The organism is Klebsiella sp. 54, assembly GCF_018223875.1.
Taxonomy (GTDB): domain Bacteria; phylum Pseudomonadota; class Gammaproteobacteria; order Enterobacterales; family Enterobacteriaceae; genus Klebsiella; species Klebsiella quasipneumoniae.
Genome location: NZ_JAGRRA010000006.1, coordinates 95,479 through 114,400, shown reverse-complemented (window position 1 = coordinate 114,400; position 18,922 = coordinate 95,479). Strand labels below are relative to the sequence as shown.

At 57.5% G+C, this 18,922-nt stretch carries 18 protein-coding genes and 1 pseudogene; 5 read left to right on the top strand and 14 right to left on the bottom strand.

Features of this window, described 5'->3' with window-relative positions; genetic code table 11:
- Positions 1-9 precede the first annotated feature (9 nt).
- Both KHQ24_RS15340 and KHQ24_RS15335 read right to left on the bottom strand, forming a co-directional pair.
- Complete coding sequence (locus KHQ24_RS15340; RefSeq protein WP_004206156.1) at positions 10-1,050, bottom strand: permease; 1,041 nt, start codon at positions 1,048-1,050, stop codon at positions 10-12.
- 75 nt (positions 1,051-1,125) lie between these two features.
- Positions 1,126-1,773, bottom strand: a complete 648-nt coding sequence (locus KHQ24_RS15335) for an NAD(P)H-binding protein (RefSeq protein WP_004206158.1) — start codon at positions 1,771-1,773, stop codon at positions 1,126-1,128.
- A 128-nt stretch (positions 1,774-1,901) separates the two neighbouring features.
- Between KHQ24_RS15335 and KHQ24_RS15330 the strand changes: the two genes are divergently transcribed.
- Complete coding sequence (locus tag KHQ24_RS15330; RefSeq protein WP_004206160.1) at positions 1,902-2,438, top strand: type 1 glutamine amidotransferase domain-containing protein; 537 nt, start codon at positions 1,902-1,904, stop codon at positions 2,436-2,438.
- Here KHQ24_RS15330 and KHQ24_RS15325 read toward each other — a convergent pair.
- Positions 2,400-2,843, bottom strand: a complete 444-nt coding sequence (locus tag KHQ24_RS15325; protein WP_004206161.1) for a YhbP family protein — start codon at positions 2,841-2,843, stop codon at positions 2,400-2,402. The genes KHQ24_RS15330 and KHQ24_RS15325 overlap by 39 nt on opposite strands.
- Before the next feature lie 49 nt (positions 2,844-2,892).
- Here KHQ24_RS15325 and KHQ24_RS15320 point away from each other — a divergent pair, with 49 nt between their 5' ends.
- On the top strand, positions 2,893-3,183 hold the full coding sequence (locus tag KHQ24_RS15320; protein ID WP_043521001.1) for a GIY-YIG nuclease family protein: 291 nt from the start codon (positions 2,893-2,895) through the stop codon (positions 3,181-3,183).
- Here KHQ24_RS15320 and KHQ24_RS15315 read toward each other — a convergent pair.
- Together KHQ24_RS15315 and ubiT are read right to left on the bottom strand one after the other, a co-directional pair.
- The gene (locus tag KHQ24_RS15315; protein WP_004206163.1) at positions 3,170-3,673 is read right to left on the bottom strand and encodes a GNAT family N-acetyltransferase; all 504 of its coding nucleotides are present in this window, start codon (positions 3,671-3,673) and stop codon (positions 3,170-3,172) included. The two genes, KHQ24_RS15320 and KHQ24_RS15315, sit on opposite strands and share 14 nt — an antisense overlap.
- Positions 3,667-4,191, bottom strand: a complete 525-nt coding sequence (ubiT, locus tag KHQ24_RS15310) for a ubiquinone anaerobic biosynthesis accessory factor UbiT (protein WP_002918231.1) — start codon at positions 4,189-4,191, stop codon at positions 3,667-3,669. Before ubiT ends, KHQ24_RS15315 begins: the two co-directional genes overlap by 7 nt.
- 221 nt (positions 4,192-4,412) lie before the next feature.
- On the opposite strand from ubiT, the gene ubiU reads away from it, so the two are divergent.
- From ubiU to KHQ24_RS15295, 3 genes are all read left to right on the top strand, one after another.
- Positions 4,413-5,408 (top strand): ubiquinone anaerobic biosynthesis protein UbiU, encoded by a 996-nt coding sequence (ubiU, locus tag KHQ24_RS15305; protein WP_211777344.1) that lies wholly within the window; start codon positions 4,413-4,415, stop codon positions 5,406-5,408.
- A gap of 5 nt (positions 5,409-5,413) precedes the next feature.
- Positions 5,414-6,292, top strand: a complete 879-nt coding sequence (locus KHQ24_RS15300; protein ID WP_211777343.1) for a U32 family peptidase — start codon at positions 5,414-5,416, stop codon at positions 6,290-6,292.
- Positions 6,293-6,435: 143 nt separating this feature from the next.
- Positions 6,436-7,443, top strand: a complete 1,008-nt coding sequence (locus tag KHQ24_RS15295) for a luciferase-like monooxygenase (protein ID WP_004206166.1) — start codon at positions 6,436-6,438, stop codon at positions 7,441-7,443.
- A gap of 44 nt (positions 7,444-7,487) precedes the next feature.
- On the opposite strand, the gene mtr is transcribed toward KHQ24_RS15295, so the two are convergent.
- The 9 genes and pseudogenes from mtr to infB all read right to left on the bottom strand — a co-directional run bounded on the left by mtr (position 7,488) and on the right by infB (position 18,907).
- The gene (gene mtr / locus KHQ24_RS15290; protein ID WP_065802878.1) at positions 7,488-8,732 is read right to left on the bottom strand and encodes a tryptophan permease; all 1,245 of its coding nucleotides are present in this window, start codon (positions 8,730-8,732) and stop codon (positions 7,488-7,490) included.
- Positions 8,733-8,875: 143 nt separating this feature from the next.
- Positions 8,876-10,802: pseudogene (gene deaD / locus KHQ24_RS15285) on the bottom strand (ATP-dependent RNA helicase DeaD).
- Positions 10,795-10,875 carry a protein YrbN gene (gene yrbN / locus KHQ24_RS15280; RefSeq protein WP_085903200.1) on the bottom strand — a complete coding sequence of 27 codons (81 nt, stop codon included), beginning with the start codon at positions 10,873-10,875 and terminating at the stop codon, positions 10,795-10,797. Before yrbN ends, deaD begins: the two are co-directional and overlap by 8 nt.
- A 104-nt stretch (positions 10,876-10,979) precedes the next feature.
- The gene (gene nlpI, locus KHQ24_RS15275; protein ID WP_004206169.1) at positions 10,980-11,864 is read right to left on the bottom strand and encodes a lipoprotein NlpI; all 885 of its coding nucleotides are present in this window, start codon (positions 11,862-11,864) and stop codon (positions 10,980-10,982) included.
- Positions 11,865-11,972: 108 nt separating this feature from the next.
- Positions 11,973-14,108, bottom strand: coding sequence for a polyribonucleotide nucleotidyltransferase (gene pnp, locus KHQ24_RS15270; RefSeq protein ID WP_004206170.1), 2,136 nt, complete (start codon positions 14,106-14,108; stop codon positions 11,973-11,975).
- A gap of 242 nt (positions 14,109-14,350) precedes the next feature.
- Positions 14,351-14,620, bottom strand: coding sequence for a 30S ribosomal protein S15 (gene rpsO / locus KHQ24_RS15265; RefSeq protein WP_002918244.1), 270 nt, complete (start codon positions 14,618-14,620; stop codon positions 14,351-14,353).
- Between the two features lie 148 nt (positions 14,621-14,768).
- Positions 14,769-15,713: a tRNA pseudouridine(55) synthase TruB gene (gene truB, locus KHQ24_RS15260; RefSeq protein ID WP_004206172.1), complete on the bottom strand. Its 945-nt coding sequence runs from the start codon at positions 15,711-15,713 to the stop codon at positions 14,769-14,771.
- The gene (gene rbfA, locus KHQ24_RS15255) at positions 15,713-16,114 is read right to left on the bottom strand and encodes a 30S ribosome-binding factor RbfA (protein ID WP_002918248.1); all 402 of its coding nucleotides are present in this window, start codon (positions 16,112-16,114) and stop codon (positions 15,713-15,715) included. The genes truB and rbfA overlap by 1 nt, the downstream gene beginning before the upstream one ends.
- Positions 16,115-16,216: 102 nt before the next feature.
- Positions 16,217-18,907 (bottom strand): translation initiation factor IF-2, encoded by a 2,691-nt coding sequence (gene infB / locus KHQ24_RS15250; protein ID WP_004206173.1) that lies wholly within the window; start codon positions 18,905-18,907, stop codon positions 16,217-16,219.
- Between the last annotated feature and the right edge of the window lie 15 nt (positions 18,908-18,922).

The window sequence follows — 18,922 nt, the reverse complement described above, 5'->3', positions numbered from 1 at the left end:
TACGGCAAACTACACCAGCGCCAGCGCACCGACAATCGCCCCGCACAGCGCCACCAGTCCGCCAGTCAGCCACAGCGCTTTAGCCGGAAAGGCTTTGCGCAGCATAATCAACGATGGCACGCTCACTGCCGGCAACGTAATCAGCAGCGCCAGCGCCGGCGCAACGCCCATCCCCGCCAGCATCATCGTCTGGACAATCGGAATTTCCGCCGCGGTAGGGATCACAAACAGACAGCCGGCAATCGCCATCGCGATGACCCAGAACAAGGTATTATCCACCACGCCATCGGCGTGCGGGAACAGCCAGACGCGCGCCGCCCCCAGCACCAGTACCGCGAGGATATAAACCGGGATGGTGTTCCAGAACAACGTCCACAGCGCCCGCAGCCAGCGGCTAAAGAAGCCGCCCTGGGCCGCTTTCGCTTGCGCTTCAGGCACCACGGCAGGCTGCGTCGCCGCCTCTTTTACCCATTTCTGCACCAGCGTCGCGACAATCAACACCGTCGCCAGGCCCGCCACCAGGCGAACCAACGCAAACTGCCAGCCCAGCACGAAGCCCATAAACACCAACGTCGCCGGGTTGAGCAGCGGGTTGCCCATCCAGAACGCCAGCGCCCCGCCCATCGACACCTGCTGTTTGCGCATCCCGGCCGCGACCGGCGCGGCGCAGCAGGTGCACATCATACCTGGCAGCGAGAAAATCGTCCCCAGCAGCGTCCCCTGAAAACGCGATTGTCCCAGGGTGCGCAGCAGCCAGTCGCGCGGGATCAGCACCTGGATCAGCGACCCGAGCAGCACGCCGAGCACCGCCGCTTTCCAGACGGCAAGGAAGTAAACCACCGCGTAGTCCCACGCCGCCTTCAGCGGGTTAGCGTCGGCCTGGGCGAGAATGGATTTACCGATACTGTGGGTTTCCGCAGCGGTGAAGGCTTTCCCGTAGTATGGCTGCCATTTGACGAACCACAGGCCGACAATCACGACGAGAAAGAAAAGCGCGGGCTTCCACCATTGAAATGGTGACGCCGCCTGAGATGAAGACTGACCAGCCATAGCATTCCCCAGCAAGAAATGTGGATATGAATTGAAGCCGTGAATACTACGCCGGAAGCCTGCGTTTGCAAACCGCTATTCCGCCTGCCGCGCGGCACGCTCCCGCAGCTCGGACGATGAGAGAATTTGCACCCCTTCGTGAGTAGGCGACAGCGCCTCCGCCAGCAGGGCAATCGCCACGTCGCGGGCCGCAATGGATTTCCAGTTCCCCGGTAAGAGTCGGAACAGCGGTTCGAGGAAGGTCTCATTGGCCCGCTTTTTTTCCCGCTCGCCTGAGAGCATCGACGGCCGGGCAATGGTCAGCCGCGGCCAACCCTGCTCGATCAGCGCCGCCTCCATTTCCCCCTTCACCCGATTGTAGAAAAACGGTGAGTGGGCGTTGGCGCCCATCGCGCTAACCACCAGCATATGTTGCGCACCCAGCCGTTTGCCGGTCAGTGCGGTATCAACCACCAGCGTGTAGTCAGCATGGACAAAGGCCTCTTTGCTCCCGGCCTCCCGGCGCGTCGTTCCCAGACAGCAGAAAACGATATCCACCGGGTCAACCACCTGCGCCAGGGCATCGGTCAACTGGGGATCGTGCGGATTAAAAACCCCTTCCGCCGGCGCCAGTGGGCGACGCGTCGGGGCGGCGATGGCGCTGATGCTCGGCTCATTCTGCAGCAGCCGAAGTAAGTGACCGCCAACTAACCCGGTCGCGCCGGTCAATAATACCTGACTCATTGATTCTCCTTTACAGAATTCTCCGCCTTGCACTTTCGGGCTCATGTTCCAGGCTTAATACCTTACAAGGTAAGTATCCACCATCATCATGGAATTACCTCATTGACCATCCAGATAGCGGAGGAAACATGAGTAAAAAGATAGCCGTGCTCATTACCGACGACTTTGAAGATTCTGAATTTACCTCTCCCGCCGAGGCGTTTAAGCTCGCCGGGCATCAGGTCGTGACCATCGAAAAGCAGGCTGGCAAGACGGTGAAGGGTAAACAGGGAGAAGCAGAGGTCGCCATCGATCGGGCCATTGATGACGTCACACCGGGTGAATTTGATGCCTTGTTGCTGCCCGGGGGCTATTCCCCTGACCAGCTGCGCGGGGATGAACGCTTTGTCACCTTTACCCGCGATTTTGTCAACGGCGGGAAGCCGGTCTTCGCCATCTGCCACGGCCCGCAGCTGCTGATCAGCGCCGATGTGATCCGCGGGCGTAAGCTCACGGCGGTAAAACCGATCGTGGTGGATGTGAAAAACGCCGGGGGCGAGTTTTACGACCAGGAGGTGGTGGTCGATAACGAACAGCTGGTCACCAGCAGAACGCCGGACGATCTGCCGGCCTTCAATCGCGAAGCGCTACGCCTGCTCGGCGCCGGCATCGCGCCGCCAGTGTAGCTTTTTCCCGAACCCCAGCGTGTTGTCGGTAAACTTGATTTCGTCCGGACGAATCTCCCAAACCGGCGCCGACAGCATGCGGGCCACCGGGAAGCGCTTGACGTAGCGCTGACGCATACGCGCCTCTTCGTCGCCGCGCAGTCGGCGGATCTCGCCCTGGAACTGCACGCCGCGGATCAGGGCCACGGTTTTTGGCTGGCCGTTGACCGTGCCGGCCACCTTCGCCCGCTCGCCGGTCATCTGGCCGTGGCGGGTGTGCTCATCGCTGAGCAGATAAAAGGCCACGCTATCCGGGTCATAGACGTAAAAGGCGTTCGCACACCACAGCTCGTCGTCGCGGGAGACGCACCAGGTGACGACGTGCTGTTTACTCAGCCAGCGGCCAATGGCGGCAAGCGTATCCATCTTTCTTCTCCATTATGCTATGGTGCCTACACCTTACCATAGTGACTTTATAACCGTGTGCTGGTTTCTGTATCTCATTCGAACCGCGGATAATCGCCTCTATACCGGCATCACCACCGATGTGACGCGCCGCTTTCGCCAGCATCAGGCAGGGAAAGGCGCGAAGGCGTTGCGCGGCAAAGGCGACCTGCAGCTGGCCTTTAGCCATGAAGTTGGTGAACACTCACTTGCTTTGCGGCTGGAATACCGCATTAAGCAGCTAACGAAGCGCGAAAAAGAGCGCCTCGTTGCCGGAGAAGATACCGTCGAAACCCTGCTGGCAAGGCTCAAAAACGATTAAAGTGGTCGCTGTATTCGACCTGGCCGTGGACACCTTCGAGGGCGTCATCCGCCAGGCGGTGCACCTGGAACGCCTCCGCGCTGTCCGGCCAGCGGCAGCGGAGATCGAAGCGCGCGGCCGGTTCAAAACCAAAGCGACGGTATAACTCCGGGTCGCCCAGCGTCACCACCGCGGCATAGCCAAACTCATTCAGCGAATCCAGCCCTTCATAGACCAGCTGCCGGCCAATGCCCTGTCCACGGTAGCGTTCATCCACCGCCAGCGGCGCCAGGCCGACCCATTGTAGCTCTTCACCTTCCACCGCAACCGGGCTGAAGGCAACGTAGCCGATCACCTGGCCTTCATCATCCGTCGCCACTACCCCCAGCGTGATCAGTCCATCTTCACGCAGATCGTGCACCAGCTGCGCTTCGGCATCGCGGCCGAAGGTACGACGCAGCAGCGCGTCGATTCCCGGTGCATCAATCCCAATTTCCACTCGAATCAGCATGCCTCACCTACCGATGTCTGTTCAGGTTTCTGCGGGCTCTTCAGTCCAGCTTCGACAAAATCCGCCAGTTGCAGCAACATCACGCGCAGCGCTTTGGGCATCTGCTCGAGCTCAATGGCGTCCATCAAATTTTTTACATACAGCCCCAGCTCCGTATCGCCTTCAATAACCAGACGACGCTGGAAGAATAGCGTATCCGGATCCTGCTTGCGCGCGGCGATCATTAACAGATCGCTGGCGTCGGCGCTGAAGCTGACGTCGGCGTCCGCCTGCTGGCTGACCACCAGGCGACCATCGACTACCGAGGTATACCACAGCAGACCGATGTCACGCACATGAATACTTAACCAGCGCCCCTCGAGAAACTCCAGCTCTCCCTCCGCCAGCGCCTGGCGAAACTGCCAGCTAAGCACCTGCTCCAGCACCTGGCGCTTGAGGGCAAAAGGCGCCAGCTTAACCGGCACGCTCATTAAAGACGGGCCAAAGTGGACCAGCCGGGAACGCAGTTTATCCAACACAAGCTTTACTCCATGAATGCAATTGTGCCGCTATTGTGCCATATCACATAAACAACATAGCGGCGTAAATCAACAAAAACGCGATGACGGCAGCCCGTTATTGGCGCCGCCAATACACTTTTAACTGCCTCAAATCAAAAATTGTCACCAGAAGGTTAACTAAAATCCCTGCTCGTTAACCATTCAGCGTCCCTGACGGGCCGCATTTTTCAGGAAAAATTATGGAGCTGCTCTGCCCAGCCGGTAACCTTCCGGCGCTTAAGGCGGCCATCGAAAACGGCGCCGATGCCGTCTATATCGGGCTGAAAGATGACACCAACGCCCGCCACTTTGCCGGCCTTAATTTCACCGAAAAGAAACTGCAGGAAGCCGTCAGCTTTGTGCATCAGCACCGTCGTAAGCTGCATATCGCCATCAACACCTTCGCCCACCCCGACGGCTACGCCCGCTGGCAGCGCGCGGTGGATATGGCGGCTCAGTTGGGCGCCGATGCGCTCATTCTGGCCGATATCGCCATGCTGGAGTACGTCGCGGAGCGCTATCCGCATATAGAACGCCATGTCTCGGTACAGGCTTCCGCCACCAATGAAGAGGCCATTCGCTTCTATCATCGCAACTTCGACGTGGCGCGCGTGGTACTGCCGCGGGTGTTATCTATTCACCAGGTGAAACAGTTGGCTCGCGCCACGCCGGTGCCGCTGGAAGTCTTTGCCTTCGGCAGCCTGTGCATCATGGCGGAAGGCCGCTGCTATCTCTCTTCCTACCTGACCGGCGAATCGCCCAACACCGTCGGCGCCTGCTCGCCTGCCCGCTTCGTGCGCTGGCAGCAAACCCCACAGGGGCTGGAATCGCGTCTCAATGAAGTGCTGATTGACCGCTATCAGGATGGGGAAAACGCCGGTTACCCGACGTTGTGTAAAGGCCGCTACCTGGTCGATGGCGAGCGCTATCACGCGCTGGAGGAGCCCACCAGCCTCAATACCCTGGAACTGTTGCCGGAGTTGATGGCCGCCAATATCGCCTCAGTGAAAATCGAAGGCCGTCAGCGCAGCCCGGCCTACGTCACCCAGGTAGCGAAAGTCTGGCGCCAGGCGATCGATCGCTGCAAAGCCGATCCACAGAATTTCGTGCCGCAATCCGCATGGATGGAAACCCTTGGCTCCATGTCCGAAGGTACACAAACCACCCTTGGCGCCTACCACCGTAAATGGCAGTGAGAAACATGAAATATTCATTAGGGCCAGTGCTTTACTACTGGCCAAAAGAGACGCTGGAGAATTTTTACCAGCAGGCAGCAAACTGCAGCGCCGACACCATTTATCTCGGCGAAGCGGTGTGCAGCAAACGCCGCGCTACCAAAGTCGGCGACTGGATTGAGATGGCGAAAGCGTTGGCCGGGAGCGGCAAACAGGTGGTGCTGTCTACCCTCGCGCTGGTGCAGGCCTCCTCCGAACTGGGCGAGCTAAAGCGCTATGTCGATAACGGGGAGTTCCTGATTGAGGCCAGCGATTTGGGCGTGGTCAACCTCTGCACCGAACGCAAGCTGCCGTTCGTCGCCGGGCATGCGCTGAACTGCTACAACGCCGTTACCCTGCGCCTGCTGTTAAAACAGGGCATGGTGCGCTGGTGCATGCCGGTGGAGCTTTCCCGCGACTGGCTGGCTAATTTACTGACCCAGTGCGAAGATCTGGGCATTCGCAATCAGTTTGAAGTCGAAGTGCTAAGCTACGGCCATCTGCCGCTGGCTTATTCCGCCCGCTGCTTTACCGCCCGCTCGGAAGATAGGCCAAAGGATGAGTGCGAGACCTGCTGCATCAAATACCCAACCGGACGCAGCATGCTGTCCCAGGAGAACCAGCAGGTGTTCGTGCTCAACGGTATCCAGACCATGAGCGGCTATGTCTACAACCTGGGCAATGAGCTGACGTCCATGCACGGCCTGGTGGATATGGTACGCCTGTCGCCGATGGGCAACGAGACCTTCGCCATGCTCGACGCCTTCCGCGCCAATGAAAACGGCGCTGCGCCGTTGGCGCTCACCGGCAACAGCGATTGCAACGGCTACTGGAAACGGCTGCCCGGGCTGGCGCTGCAGGCCTGATAAACCGCTCACTTTGTTAACAGCAGTGCTCAGATTTTAATGCATTATTAAAGATGCAGCTTTTCTGGCTGGCGCGTCCTGGATGCGCCAGGCTGGAAGAAGACCTTCAATCTGATGACGATGCTGTAGCAAAGTGAGCCTTTATGACTGACAAATCTGTTCCGTTCTCGGTGCTCGATCTGGCGCCGATCCCGCAAGGATCTTCTGCCAAAGAAGCCTTTACCCACTCTCTGGATCTCGCCCGGCTGGCCGAATCGCGCGGTTATCACCGCTACTGGCTGGCGGAGCACCACAATATGGTCGGCATTGCCAGCGCAGCGACCTCGGTGCTGATTGGCTATCTCGCCGCCAATACCACTACCCTGCATCTGGGTTCCGGTGGCGTGATGTTGCCCAACCATTCGCCGCTGGTGATCGCCGAGCAGTTCGGCACCCTGAACACCCTCTATCCCGGGCGTATCGACCTCGGCCTTGGCCGCGCGCCGGGCAGCGATCAGCCCACCATGCGCGCCCTGCGTCGCCATATGAGCGGCGATGTCGATAACTTCCCGCGCGACGTGGCGGAACTGGTGGACTGGTTTGACGCCCGCGATCCGAACCCGCACGTGCGCCCGGTTCCCGGCTACGGGGAGCGCATTCCGGTGTGGCTGCTGGGTTCAAGCCTCTACAGCGCCCAGCTGGCGGCGCAGCTCGGTTTGCCGTTCGCGTTCGCCTCGCACTTCGCGCCGGATATGCTGTTCCAGGCCCTGCACCTGTATCGCAGCAACTTTACGCCCTCCGCGCGGCTGGAAAAACCGTATGCCATGGTGTGCATCAATATCATCGCCGCCGACAGCAACCGCGATGCGGAGTTTCTCTTCACTTCCATGCAGCAGGCGTTTGTGAAGCTGCGTCGCGGCGAAACCGGACAGCTGCCGCCGCCGGTGGAAAATATGCATCAGCTGTGGTCAGCGTCCGAGCAGTATGGCGTGCAGCAGGCGCTGCGCATGTCGCTGGTGGGTGATAAAACTAAAGTCCGCCACGGCTTAGAGTCGATTATGCGGGAAACCGAGGCGGACGAAATCATGGTCAATGGCCAGATCTTCGACCACCAGGCGCGGCTGCATTCTTTCGATTTAGCGATGCAGGTGAAAGAGGAATTGTTGGGTTAATCAAAATCCAGGCCCGGTGGACGTCGCGCCACCGGGTAAGCCTCTTACTGGTAAACCGGCAGCAGATTAACGCTCGACAGAATGTGTACAACCGCATTGCCAAGGCCAAACAGTAGGATCAGCACAATCATCGGTGTTCCGCCCCATACGCGGAACTGTGGGCTGCCGAAGCGTTTACGCGAGGCGCGAGCCAGCAGCGCCGGTACAATCGCCGCCCAGATCGTCGCCGCCAGGCCGGCATAGCCGATGGCGTAGAGGAAGCCATCAGGTTTCACCAGCCCGCCCATCATCGGCGGAATAAAGGTCAGCAGCGCAGTTTTAAAGCGCCCCAGCGCGCTGTCGTCAAAGCCAAACAGATCCGCCAGGTAGTCGAACAGCCCCAGCGTGACGCCAAGGAACGAGCTGGCGACGGCAAAGTTAGAGAACACCACCAGCAGCAGATCCAGGCTCCGGCTGTTCAGCACCCCGCTCAGGGCCTGCACCAGCACATCAATATTGCCGCCCTTCTGCGCGATGTCGATAAACTGCGGACGCGGGATATTGCCCATCGTCACCAGCAGCCAGACCACGTACAGACCCAGCGCCAGCAGCGTACCGTAGGTTAAGCAGCGGATAATAGTGCGTGGATCTTTGCCGTAGTATTTCATCAGGCTCGGCACGTTGCCGTGGTAGCCAAACGAGGCCAGGCAGAACGGCAGCGTCATCAGCAGATATGGCGCATAGGAGGCGTTCTTTTCCGCAACGTTAAACAGCGTCGTCGGCTCGACGTGCCCCAGCAGACTGCCGAAGGTCAGGAAGAAAGTGATCACCTTGGCGCCGAGCACAACAGCCGTCATGCGGCTCACCGCCCTGGTGCTCATCCAGACGATAAATGCCACCAGCAGCGCAAAGCCAAAACCCGCCGCCCGCGCCGGCACGTTCAGCGACATCTCGCTAAACGTATGATGTAGTATCGAGCCGCTGGCTGAAATATAGGCGTAGGTCAGGATATACAGCACAAAGGCGATCGACACGCCGTTGACCAGGTTCCAGCCCTTGCCGAGCAGGTCTTTGGTAATGGTGTCGAAGCTGGAGCCGATCCGGTAGTTAAGGTTGGCCTCGAGGATCATCAGACCGGAGTGCAGCATGCAGAACCAGGTGAAAACCAGCGCCGCCAGCGACCAGAAAAACCACGCGCCGGACATCACCACCGGCAGCGAGAACATACCCGCGCCGATAATCGTGCCGCCGATGATCACCACGCCGCCAAACAGGGACGGACGGGTTGCCGTAGTGGTTAGTGTCGCCATTTACCGAAATCTCCAGTCAAAAATACTTTCCCACGATGGGTGCGAAGCACTGTACCAGTACACGAGTACAAAAGAAATAAAAAAAGCCCCAATCATGACGATCGGGGCTGTATTATTTAGTTTACGCTAGCGGGCTACGTTAATTATGCATCGCCACCGAAGCGACGGCGACCGGCAGAGTCATCGCGGCGCGGATGCATCATCACGACGCGGCGCACGGCCTTCACGACGTTCGCCGCTGAAACGACGACCATCACCACGACCACCTTCACGACGCTCGCCACCGAAGCCACGACCGCCTTCACGACGCTCACCGCCGAAGCTACGACCACCTTCACGACGTTCACCACCGCCACGACGTTCGGTGCGCGGCTGCGCATCGCCCAGCAGCTGCATGTTCATCGGCTTGTTCAGGATGCGGGTACGAGTAAAGTGCTGCAGCACTTCGCCCGGCATCCCTTTCGGCAGTTCGATGGTGGAGTGAGAAGCGAACAGCTTGATGTTACCGATGTAGCGGCTGCTGATATCGCCTTCATTAGCGATCGCGCCAACGATATGACGCACTTCAACACCGTCATCGCGACCCACTTCAATGCGATACAGTTCCATATCGCCTACGTCACGACGCTCACGCTTCGGACGATCTTCGCGATCGCCACGCGGAGCGCGATCGTTGCGGTCGCCACGACGCTCGAAGCGATCGTCACGGTCACGGAACTCACGACGCGGACGCATCGGCGCATCCGGCGGCACGATCAGCGAGCGTTCGCCCTGGGCCATTTTCAGCAGCGCGGCAGCCAGCGTTTCCACGTCCAGCTCTTCGCCTTCCGCCGTCGGCTGGATTTTCGCCAGCAGCGCACGGTACTGGTCCAGATCGCTGCTTTCCAGCTGCTGCTGGACTTTGGCGGCGAATTTTTCCAGACGACGTTTGCTCAGCAGCTCTGCGTTCGGCAGCTCCACTTCCGGGATGGTCAGCTTCATCGTACGTTCGATGTTGCGCAGCAGACGACGTTCACGGTTCTCAACGAACAGCAACGCGCGGCCCGCGCGGCCCGCACGACCGGTACGACCGATACGGTGAACGTAGGATTCAGAATCCATCGGGATGTCGTAGTTCACCACCAGGCTGATACGTTCAACGTCCAGACCACGGGCTGCCACGTCAGTCGCAATCAGGATATCCAGACGACCGTCTTTCAGACGCTCCAGGGTCTGCTCACGCAGCGCCTGGTTCATGTCGCCGTTCAGCGCCGCGCTGTTGTAGCCGTTACGCTCCAGCGCTTCAGCCACTTCCAGGGTCGCGTTTTTGGTACGGACGAAGATAATCGCCGCATCAAAATCTTCCGCTTCCAGGAAACGCACCAGCGCTTCGTTTTTACGCATACCGTAGGCAGTCCAGTAGCTCTGGCTGATGTCCGGACGAGTGGTCACGCTGGACTGAATACGCACTTCCTGCGGCTCTTTCATAAAGCGGCGGGTAATGCGACGGATCGCTTCCGGCATGGTGGCGGAGAACAGCGCGGTCTGATGCCCTTCCGGGATCTGCGCCATAATGGTTTCTACGTCTTCGATAAAGCCCATGCGCAGCATTTCATCTGCTTCATCCAGTACCAGACCGCTCAGTTTAGAGAGGTCCAGGGTGCCGCGCTTCAGGTGGTCCAGCAGACGACCCGGGGTACCGACAACGATCTGCGGACCCTGACGCAGGGCGCGCAGCTGCACGTCATAACGCTGGCCGCCGTACAGGGCAACCACGTTTACGCCGCGCATATGTTTAGAGAATTCCGTCATTGCTTCAGCAACCTGTACCGCCAGCTCGCGGGTCGGCGCCAGCACCAGGATCTGTGGTGCTCTCAGCTCAGGATCGATGTTGTTCAGCAGCGGTAAAGAAAACGCTGCGGTTTTACCGCTACCGGTCTGGGCCATACCCAGAACGTCGCGGCCGTCCAGCAGATGCGGAATGCACTCAGCCTGGATCGGAGATGGTTTTTCGTAACCCAGATCGTTAAGCGCTTCAAGGATAGGAGCCTTCAGGCCCAGATCTGCAAAAGTGGTTTCGAATTCAGCCATGTAGTACGTGTGCCTCAAAATTAATGGCGGCCAGTCTACATAACTCATCGTGAAAATTTACGGTAATTTTCATTGAAAAGTGTGAACCGGCTCAAAGTAGGTGTATTAACGAACAACAACGCCCTCACCCGCGAAGGTGATGGCAAGCAAAAAACTATGGGCTGATGTGTTCGTCAGCTATTGCTGGTCCGATTCTGCCAGGTCATCTTGCTCCTGGCCCAAGAGCGATAATTCCAACAATGCGTATCGGTGCTCAACGTAGTTATGTACGTTGTTGGCGACCGCCAGTTTGAACAGTGCCGTAGCGCTGTCCTTGTCCCCCAGACTTAGGTAGTACTTACCTAAATAGAAGTTGGTTTCACTGAGATGCTCAGCGAGCGAGGTGTTATCCGTTGCGTCTGCCTTCAGACGAGTCATCAGCTCTTTTTCGCTAATGTCGCCAAGGTAGAACTCGACAATGTTCCATCCCCATTGCTCTTTGTCCGACTTGTCTAAGCGCTCTCTGAGTGCTTCAAGCGCCCGCTTCTCGTCGAGTTTACGCTCGGCGATATAAAGCCACAGGCTACGGAAAGGATCATTGGGATCGTCTTGATAAAACGCCAGCAGATCATCTTGCGCTAACTTAGCCCGGCCGCCGTAATACAGGGCGATACCGCGGTTCAAGTGCGCGTAGTTGTAAGTTGGATCAAGCTCAAGTACAGAATCAAACGCTTCATAGGCAGCATCAAAATTGCCTGCCTGCGTTAAGTAAATACCTAAGTAATTGAATACTTCAGGCATATCGGGTCGGATTGCCAGCGCTTGTGAAAAATCATTTCGCGCTAATGCCCTCAGACCGAGACTATCATACAACACTCCGCGCTCATATAAAAGCTGTGCGCGTTCGTCATCGGATAAAGCCCGACTGGCAAGAATTTGTTCCATACGTGCCAGAATCACTTCTTGCTGTAAAGTCGGTTGCAATGGTACTGCGAGGACGGCGTCCTTACGCCAGGCGGTGCTACTGCATCCTGCCAGCGTGAGAGCTGTCGCCACGAAACACCAGCGCAAAAAAGGCTTCATTTCCCACTCCCGAAGACAACGATTGGATGAACGTCCTGTTCCCCGGCTGCAAACGAGGCGTCCTGCCCGTAAAACGCCCTCCGCAAAAGCGGAGGGCTAACGGCAACCTTACTCGCCCTGCTCGGCAGCCGGAACTTCCGGCGCTGCGGCAGACGGAGTCTGTTCAGTTGCTTCTTTGATGCTCAGACGGACACGGCCCTGGCGGTCAACTTCCAGAACCTTAACCGGCACTTCCTGACCCATCTGCAGGTAGTCAGTCACTTTCTCAACGCGCTTGTCAGCGATCTGCGAGATGTGAACCAGACCTTCTTTACCGCCGCCGATGGCAACGAACGCGCCAAAGTCAACGATACGGGTCACTTTACCATTGTAGATACGGCCAACTTCGATCTCAGCGGTGATCTCTTCGATACGACGGATAGCATGCTGTGCTTTGTCGCCGTCAGTCGCTGCGATCTTCACGGTACCGTCATCTTCGATTTCGATGGTGGTACCGGTCTCTTCGGTCAGGGCACGGATAACAGAACCGCCTTTACCGATAACGTCTTTGATCTTGTCCGGGTTGATCTTGATGGTATGGATACGCGGTGCGAATTCAGAGATATCGCCGCGCGGCGCGTTAATCGCCTGCTCCATCACGCCCAGGATGTGCAGACGCGCACCTTTAGCCTGGTTCAATGCAACCTGCATGATTTCTTTGGTGATACCTTCAATTTTGATATCCATCTGCAGCGCAGAGATACCGTCGCGGGAACCCGCTACTTTGAAGTCCATATCGCCAAGGTGGTCTTCGTCACCGAGGATGTCAGACAGCACGACGAAGTTGTCGCCTTCTTTCACCAGGCCCATGGCGATACCCGCCACGGCGGCTTTCACCGGCACACCAGCGTCCATCAGCGCCAGAGAGGCACCGCAGACGGAAGCCATGGAAGAAGAGCCGTTAGATTCGGTGATTTCAGACACCACGCGTACGGTGTACGGGAATTCTTCGATAGTCGGCATCACGGCCAGAACGCCGCGCTTAGCCAGACGACCGTGACCGATTTCACGACGCTTCGGAGACCCCACCATGCCAGTTTCACCTACGGAGTACGGAGGGAAGTTGTAGTGGAACAGGAAGGAGTCGGTACGCTCGCCCATCAGTTCATCGATGTTCTGCGCATCGCGTGCGGTACCCAGCGTCGCGGTAACCAGCGCCTGCGTTTCGCCACGGGTGAACAGTGCGGAACCGTGAGTACGCGGCAGAACGCCGGTACGAACGTCCAGACCACGGATCATATCTTTTTCGCGACCATCGATACGCGGCTCACCGGCCAGCACGCGGCTACGAACCACGTTTTTCTCGATAGCGTGCAGGATTTCACCCAGTTCGTTAGCGTCCAGGGTTTCATCTTCTGCAACCAGCGTAGCGATGGTTTCAGATTTGATCACATCAACCTGAGCGTAACGCTCTTGTTTGTCGGTGATACGGTAAGCATCGCTCAGGCGGGATTCAGCCAGCGCAGCAACGCGCGCGTTCAGCGCTTCGTTGACGGCTTCCGGCTGCCAGTCCCAACGTGGTTTACCGGCTTCTTTCACCAGGTCGTTGATGTTCTGGATAACAATCTGCTGCTGCTCGTGGCCAAAGACCACCGCGCCCAGCATCTGGTCTTCGCTCAGCAGTTCCGCTTCGGATTCCACCATCAGTACGGCCGCTTCGGTACCGGCAACCACCAGATCCAGTTTGCTGGACTTCAGCTCTTCCTGGGTCGGGTTCAGTACGTACTGGTCGTTGATGTAACCCACGCGCGCGGCGCCGATTGGGCCATTGAACGGAATACCAGACAGGGACAGCGCTGCAGAAGCGCCGATCATCGCGACGATATCCGGGTTAACCTGCGGGTTAACGGAAACAACGGTGGCGATAACCTGTACTTCGTTAACGAAGCCTTCCGGGAACAGCGGGCGAACCGGGCGGTCAATCAGACGCGCGATCAGGGTTTCGCCTTCGCTTGGGCGGCCTTCACGACGGAAGAAACCACCCGGGATTTTACCGGCAGCGTAGGTGCGCTCCTGGTAGTTAACCGTCAGCGGGAAAAAGTCCTGGCCTGGCTTCGCTTTTTTCTGGCCCACAACGGTCACGAATACCGCAGTGTCATCCATGCTAACCATCACAGCGGCCGTTGCCTGGCGCGCCATCATGCCGGTTTCCAGGGTCACGGTATGCTGGCCGTACTGGAATTTACGAACGATCGGATTAAGCAAAATTCTATCCTTTTTATCTATAAATCACGCCATATCCACGACATAGCGTCTATTGACCCGATCCTCTGCATCCTCGCGACTAATGACAACCTTTACCCGCCCCTGCGGATGAAGCCTCTCATTAGCCGCGCGAACCTCTGCATGAAGATCATTACTAGCAACAATACATGAGTTTTGAATGAATTGCTGCCGCCCGGTCGAAAAAAGGGGCCGTCAGGCCCCTTTTTCTGAAACTCGCAGAATTAGCGACGCAGACCCAGACGCTCGATCAGCGCAGAGTAACGTGCAACATCTTTACGTTTCAGGTAGTCGAGCAGTTTACGACGCTGAGAAACCATGCGCAGCAGACCACGACGGCTGTGGTGATCTTTTTTGTGCTCTGCAAAGTGGCCCTGCAGGTGGTTGATCTGTGCAGTCAGCAGTGCAACCTGAACTTCGGTAGAACCGCTGTCGTTTTCGCCACGACCAAACTCAGAAACGATTTTTGCTTTAGCTTCAACGCTTAGAGACATTTTAGAACTCCAGAAATTAAAAGAAAGAAAGGGTGCCGATCTCTAATTCAGCGACCCCTGATGCAACGCCCGAAAATGTTAAAACACTTTAGCGGACGTTAAGCGGCGATATTCTACTCGTAGCAGGCTTTTATCGCAAGAAAAGCGCTTACGCCGGGTATTCCACCACCAGACGACGCGGCGCCACGCGGCCTTCATCGTCAATTTCGCCCATGCCGAGAAACTTGCCGGATTCGCTTTCCATCACCCGTACCAGCCCGTTAAGCGGCGCGCCTGACTGACGTACCGGGTTGCCGTTTTTAAAATAGACCGCGGAGGTCTCCGGGATGGTCACCAGCGGATAGTCCGAGGCCGGGCTGTCCATGGGCATCAGTAGCGGATCGAGCAGCTGCGCGCCAGGAATATCCTGCGCCGCCGCCTGATCGACCAGCGCCTGCAGCTGCTCGAGGGTTACCATCCGCTCAACCGGGTATTTGCTCACCGCCAGGCGACGCAGGAAAATCACGTGCGCGCCGCAGCCGAGCTTCTCACCTAAATCATCGATAATCGTCCGGATGTAGGTGCCTTTCGAGCAGTGGATCTCCAGCTCCAGCTCATCGCCTTCGTGGCGGATAAACAGCAGCTCATAGACGGTAATCGGCCGGGATTCCCGCGGGACGTCAATCCCCTGACGGGCATACTCGTACAGCTTCTTGCCCTGATATTTCAGCGCCGAGTACATCGACGGCACCTGCTGCGTCTCGCCGCGGAAGCTGTCCAGCGCCGCCGCCAGCTGTTCGTCGCTAAAGGTCAGCGGGCGCTCTTCCACCACCTGGCCGTCGGCATCGGAGGTATCGGTGCGCTGGCCAAGTTTGGCGATCACGCGGTAGCGCTTATCGGAATCCAGCAGGTATTGGGAAAACTTAGTCGCTTCGCCAAGGCAGATCGGCAGCATGCCGGTCGCCAGCGGATCCAGCGCGCCGGTGTGTCCGGCGCGGTTGGCGTTATATATACGCTTTACTTTCTGCAGCACATCGTTGCTGGAGGCGCCCTGAGGCTTATCCAGCAGCAATACGCCGTGCACGTCGCGGCCGCGACGACGAGGACGACTCATCAGTCCTCCTTGCTGTCGTCCGGGTTCACACGACGCTCATCGTCGTGTTTCACCACGCTGGTGACCAGGTTGGACATGCGCATCCCTTCTACCAGTGAGTTGTCGTAGAAGAAGGTCAGCTCCGGCACGATGCGCAGGCGCATCGCTTTCCCCAGCAGAGAGCGGATAAAGCCAGAGGCTTCCTGCAACGCTTTGATGCCCGCTTTCACCGCGGCTTCATCTTTGTCGTTGAGGAAGGTGACATACACCTTGGCATAGGCCAGGTCACGGGACATTTCCACACCGGAAACGGTGGTCATCATGCCCAGACGCGGGTCTTTGATTTCACGCTGCAGGATAATCGCAATCTCTTTTTGCATCTCCTGGGCCACGCGCTGCGGGCGACCAAATTCTTTCGCCATAATAAATTCTCCAGAATAAAGACAAAAAAGGGGCCTAAAGCCCCTTTTTAAAATGATTGCCGGGTGGCGCTTCGCTTCCCCGGCGGCTTAGCCATCCGATGATTAATCGATGCTACGCTGGATTTCGATGATTTCGAACACTTCGATCATATCGCCAACGCGAACGTCGTTGTAGTTCTTCACACCGATACCACATTCCATGCCGTTACGGACTTCGTTAACGTCATCTTTGAAGCGGCGCAGGGATTCCAGCTCGCCTTCATAGATAACCACGTTGTCACGCAGCACGCGGATTGGGTTGTGACGTTTGATGGTCCCTTCGGTAACCATACAGCCCGCGATGGCGCCGAATTTCGGCGATTTAAAGACATCGCGCACTTCAGCCAGACCGATGATCTGCTGTTTCAGTTCCGGAGACAGCATACCGCTCATCGCCGCTTTCACTTCGTCGATCAGGTTATAGATGACGGAGTAGTAGCGCAGATCCAGGCTTTCCGCTTCGATAACTTTACGCGCAGAGGCATCGGCACGAACGTTGAAGCCAACCAGAATCGCGTTGGATGCTGCAGCCAGGGTGGCGTCGGTTTCGGTGATACCACCTACGCCGGAACCGATGATCTTCACTTTCACTTCGTCGGTAGACAGTTTCAGTAAGGAATCGGAAATCGCTTCGACAGAACCCTGTACGTCCGCTTTCAGCACGATGTTCACTTCGTGAACTTCGCCTTCGGTCATGTTAGCGAACATGTTTTCCAGTTTAGATTTCTGCTGACGCGCCAGCTTAACTTCACGGAATTTGCCCTGACGATACAGCGCCACTTCACGCGCTTTTTTCTCGTCACGAACCACGGTCACTTCGTCACCGGCAGCCGGCACACCGGACAGGCCGAGGATTTCCACCGGAATGGACGGACCCGCTTCCAGCACTTCGCGACCCAGTTCGTCACGCATCGCACGCACACGGCCGTATTCGAAGCCGCACAGAACGATATCACCCTTGTGCAGAGTACCTTCGCGAACCAGAACGGTAGCAACCGGACCACGACCTTTATCAAGGAAGGATTCGATCACTGCGCCGCTCGCCATCCCGTTACGGACCGCTTTCAGCTCGAGGACTTCAGCCTGCAGCAGGATCGCGTCCAGCAGGTCGTCGATACCGGTACCGGCTTTCGCGGAGACGTGGACGAACTGGCTCTCGCCGCCCCACTCTTCCGGCAGGATGCCGTACTGGGACAGTTCATTCTTCACGCGGTCCGGATCGGCTTCAGGCTTATCGATCTTGTTCACCGCAACTACCACCGGCACCTGCGCCGCTTTGGCGTGCTGGATAGCTTCGATAGTCTGCGGCATCACGCCGTCGTCTGCCGCCACCACCAGAACCACGATATCCGTCGCCTGCGCACCACGAGCACGCATGGAGGTAAACGCGGCGTGGCCTGGGGTATCCAGGAAGGTGATCATGCCGTTGTCGGTTTCTACATGGTAAGCACCGATGTGCTGGGTAATACCACCCGCTTCGCCGGAGGCAACCTTAGTAGAACGAATGTAGTCCAGCAGCGAGGTTTTACCGTGGTCAACGTGACCCATGATGGTCACAACCGGTGCGCGCGGTTCAGCCGCCGCGCCGGTGTCACGGTCGCTCATTACCGCTTCTTCCAGCTCGTTTTCACGACGCAGGATAACTTTGTGGCCCATCTCTTCGGCAACCAGCTGTGCGGTTTCCTGGTCGATGACCTGGTTGATGGTCGCCATGGCGCCCAGCTTCATCATCGCTTTGATGACCTGAGAACCTTTCACCGCCATCTTGTTAGCCAGTTCGCCAACGGTGATGGTTTCGCCGATCACCACGTCACGGTTAACGGCCTGCGCCGGCTTCTGGAAGCCCTGCTGCAGAGCAGAACCTTTACGGTGCTTACCGCCTTTACCGCCGCGAACGGCCGCACGGGCTTCTTCACGATCGGCTTTCGATTCAGCGTGTTTGTTGCCTTTCTTCGCCGGACGCGCCGCTTTGCTGCTGCGGCTGCGGCCGCGACCGCCTTCAACTTCACGATCGTTATCATCTTCAGCCTGACGAGCATGCTGTGACGTGGTGACGTGATAGTCGCTGGTGTCTTCCGGGCTGTCTGAAGTTTCAGACCAATTTTTTTCGTTTTCTTCTGCCATACGGCGTGCTTCTTCCGCTACACGGCGCGCTTCTTCTTCAAGTTTGCGGCGTGCTTCTTCTTCCGATTTGCGCTTCAGTTCCGCGGCTTCGTTCTCGCGACGGATCTTTTCAGCCTGGGCGGTTTTGGTCATTTCGTCGGTATGTTGATTGCTCACTTTGTCTTTTTCCGCAGCTTCACGTTTCGCTTTATCAGCGACTTCACGTTTAGCTTGTTCTGCGGCCTCACGTTCAGCTTTTAATTGCGCCTCGCGTTTCGCTGCTTCTTCAGCTTCACGACGGGCCTGCTCTTCCGCTTCACGCTGCGCCTGCTCTTCCGCGGCCAGGCGTTCAGCCTCTTGCGGATCGCGTTTCACAAAGGTGCGTTTCTTGCGGACTTCGATTTGTACCGATTTACTCTTTCCACCGGTACCTGGAATATTCAACGTACTGCGCGTCTTACGCTGTAACGTCAGCTTGTCTGGCGCCGAACCATGCTCACGGTTCAGGTGCGTCAACAAAGTTTGTTTCTCTTGCGAGGTCACAGAATCATCAGCCGTTTTGCGGATGCCTGCGTCAGCAAATTGCTGTATCAGGCGATCCACAGAGGTCTGAATCTCTGAGGCCAGCGCTTTAATAGTCACATCTGTCATGCTGTTCCTTCCTGC

What these genes read in the sequence shown, in the direction of transcription:
- KHQ24_RS15340 (WP_004206156.1), bottom strand. Translation starts at nt 1,050, where the DNA reads ATGGCTGGTCAGTCTTCATCTCAGGCGGCGTCACCATTTCAATGGTGG.
- KHQ24_RS15335 (WP_004206158.1), bottom strand. Translation starts at nt 1,773, where the DNA reads ATGAGTCAGGTATTATTGACCGGCGCGACCGGGTTAGTTGGCGGTCAC.
- KHQ24_RS15330 (WP_004206160.1), top strand. Translation starts at nt 1,902, where the DNA reads ATGAGTAAAAAGATAGCCGTGCTCATTACCGACGACTTTGAAGATTCT.
- KHQ24_RS15325 (WP_004206161.1), bottom strand. Translation starts at nt 2,843, where the DNA reads ATGGATACGCTTGCCGCCATTGGCCGCTGGCTGAGTAAACAGCACGTC.
- KHQ24_RS15315 (WP_004206163.1), bottom strand. Translation starts at nt 3,673, where the DNA reads ATGCTGATTCGAGTGGAAATTGGGATTGATGCACCGGGAATCGACGCG.
- ubiU (WP_211777344.1), top strand. Translation starts at nt 4,413, where the DNA reads ATGGAGCTGCTCTGCCCAGCCGGTAACCTTCCGGCGCTTAAGGCGGCC.
- KHQ24_RS15300 (WP_211777343.1), top strand. Translation starts at nt 5,414, where the DNA reads ATGAAATATTCATTAGGGCCAGTGCTTTACTACTGGCCAAAAGAGACG.
- KHQ24_RS15295 (WP_004206166.1), top strand. Translation starts at nt 6,436, where the DNA reads ATGACTGACAAATCTGTTCCGTTCTCGGTGCTCGATCTGGCGCCGATC.
- mtr (WP_065802878.1), bottom strand. Translation starts at nt 8,732, where the DNA reads ATGGCGACACTAACCACTACGGCAACCCGTCCGTCCCTGTTTGGCGGC.
- yrbN (WP_085903200.1), bottom strand. Translation starts at nt 10,875, where the DNA reads ATGAAAATTACCGTAAATTTTCACGATGAGTTATGTAGACTGGCCGCC.
- nlpI (WP_004206169.1), bottom strand. Translation starts at nt 11,864, where the DNA reads ATGAAGCCTTTTTTGCGCTGGTGTTTCGTGGCGACAGCTCTCACGCTG.
- rpsO (WP_002918244.1), bottom strand. Translation starts at nt 14,620, where the DNA reads ATGTCTCTAAGCGTTGAAGCTAAAGCAAAAATCGTTTCTGAGTTTGGT.
- truB (WP_004206172.1), bottom strand. Translation starts at nt 15,713, where the DNA reads ATGAGTCGTCCTCGTCGTCGCGGCCGCGACGTGCACGGCGTATTGCTG.
- rbfA (WP_002918248.1), bottom strand. Translation starts at nt 16,114, where the DNA reads ATGGCGAAAGAATTTGGTCGCCCGCAGCGCGTGGCCCAGGAGATGCAA.
- infB (WP_004206173.1), bottom strand. Translation starts at nt 18,907, where the DNA reads ATGACAGATGTGACTATTAAAGCGCTGGCCTCAGAGATTCAGACCTCT.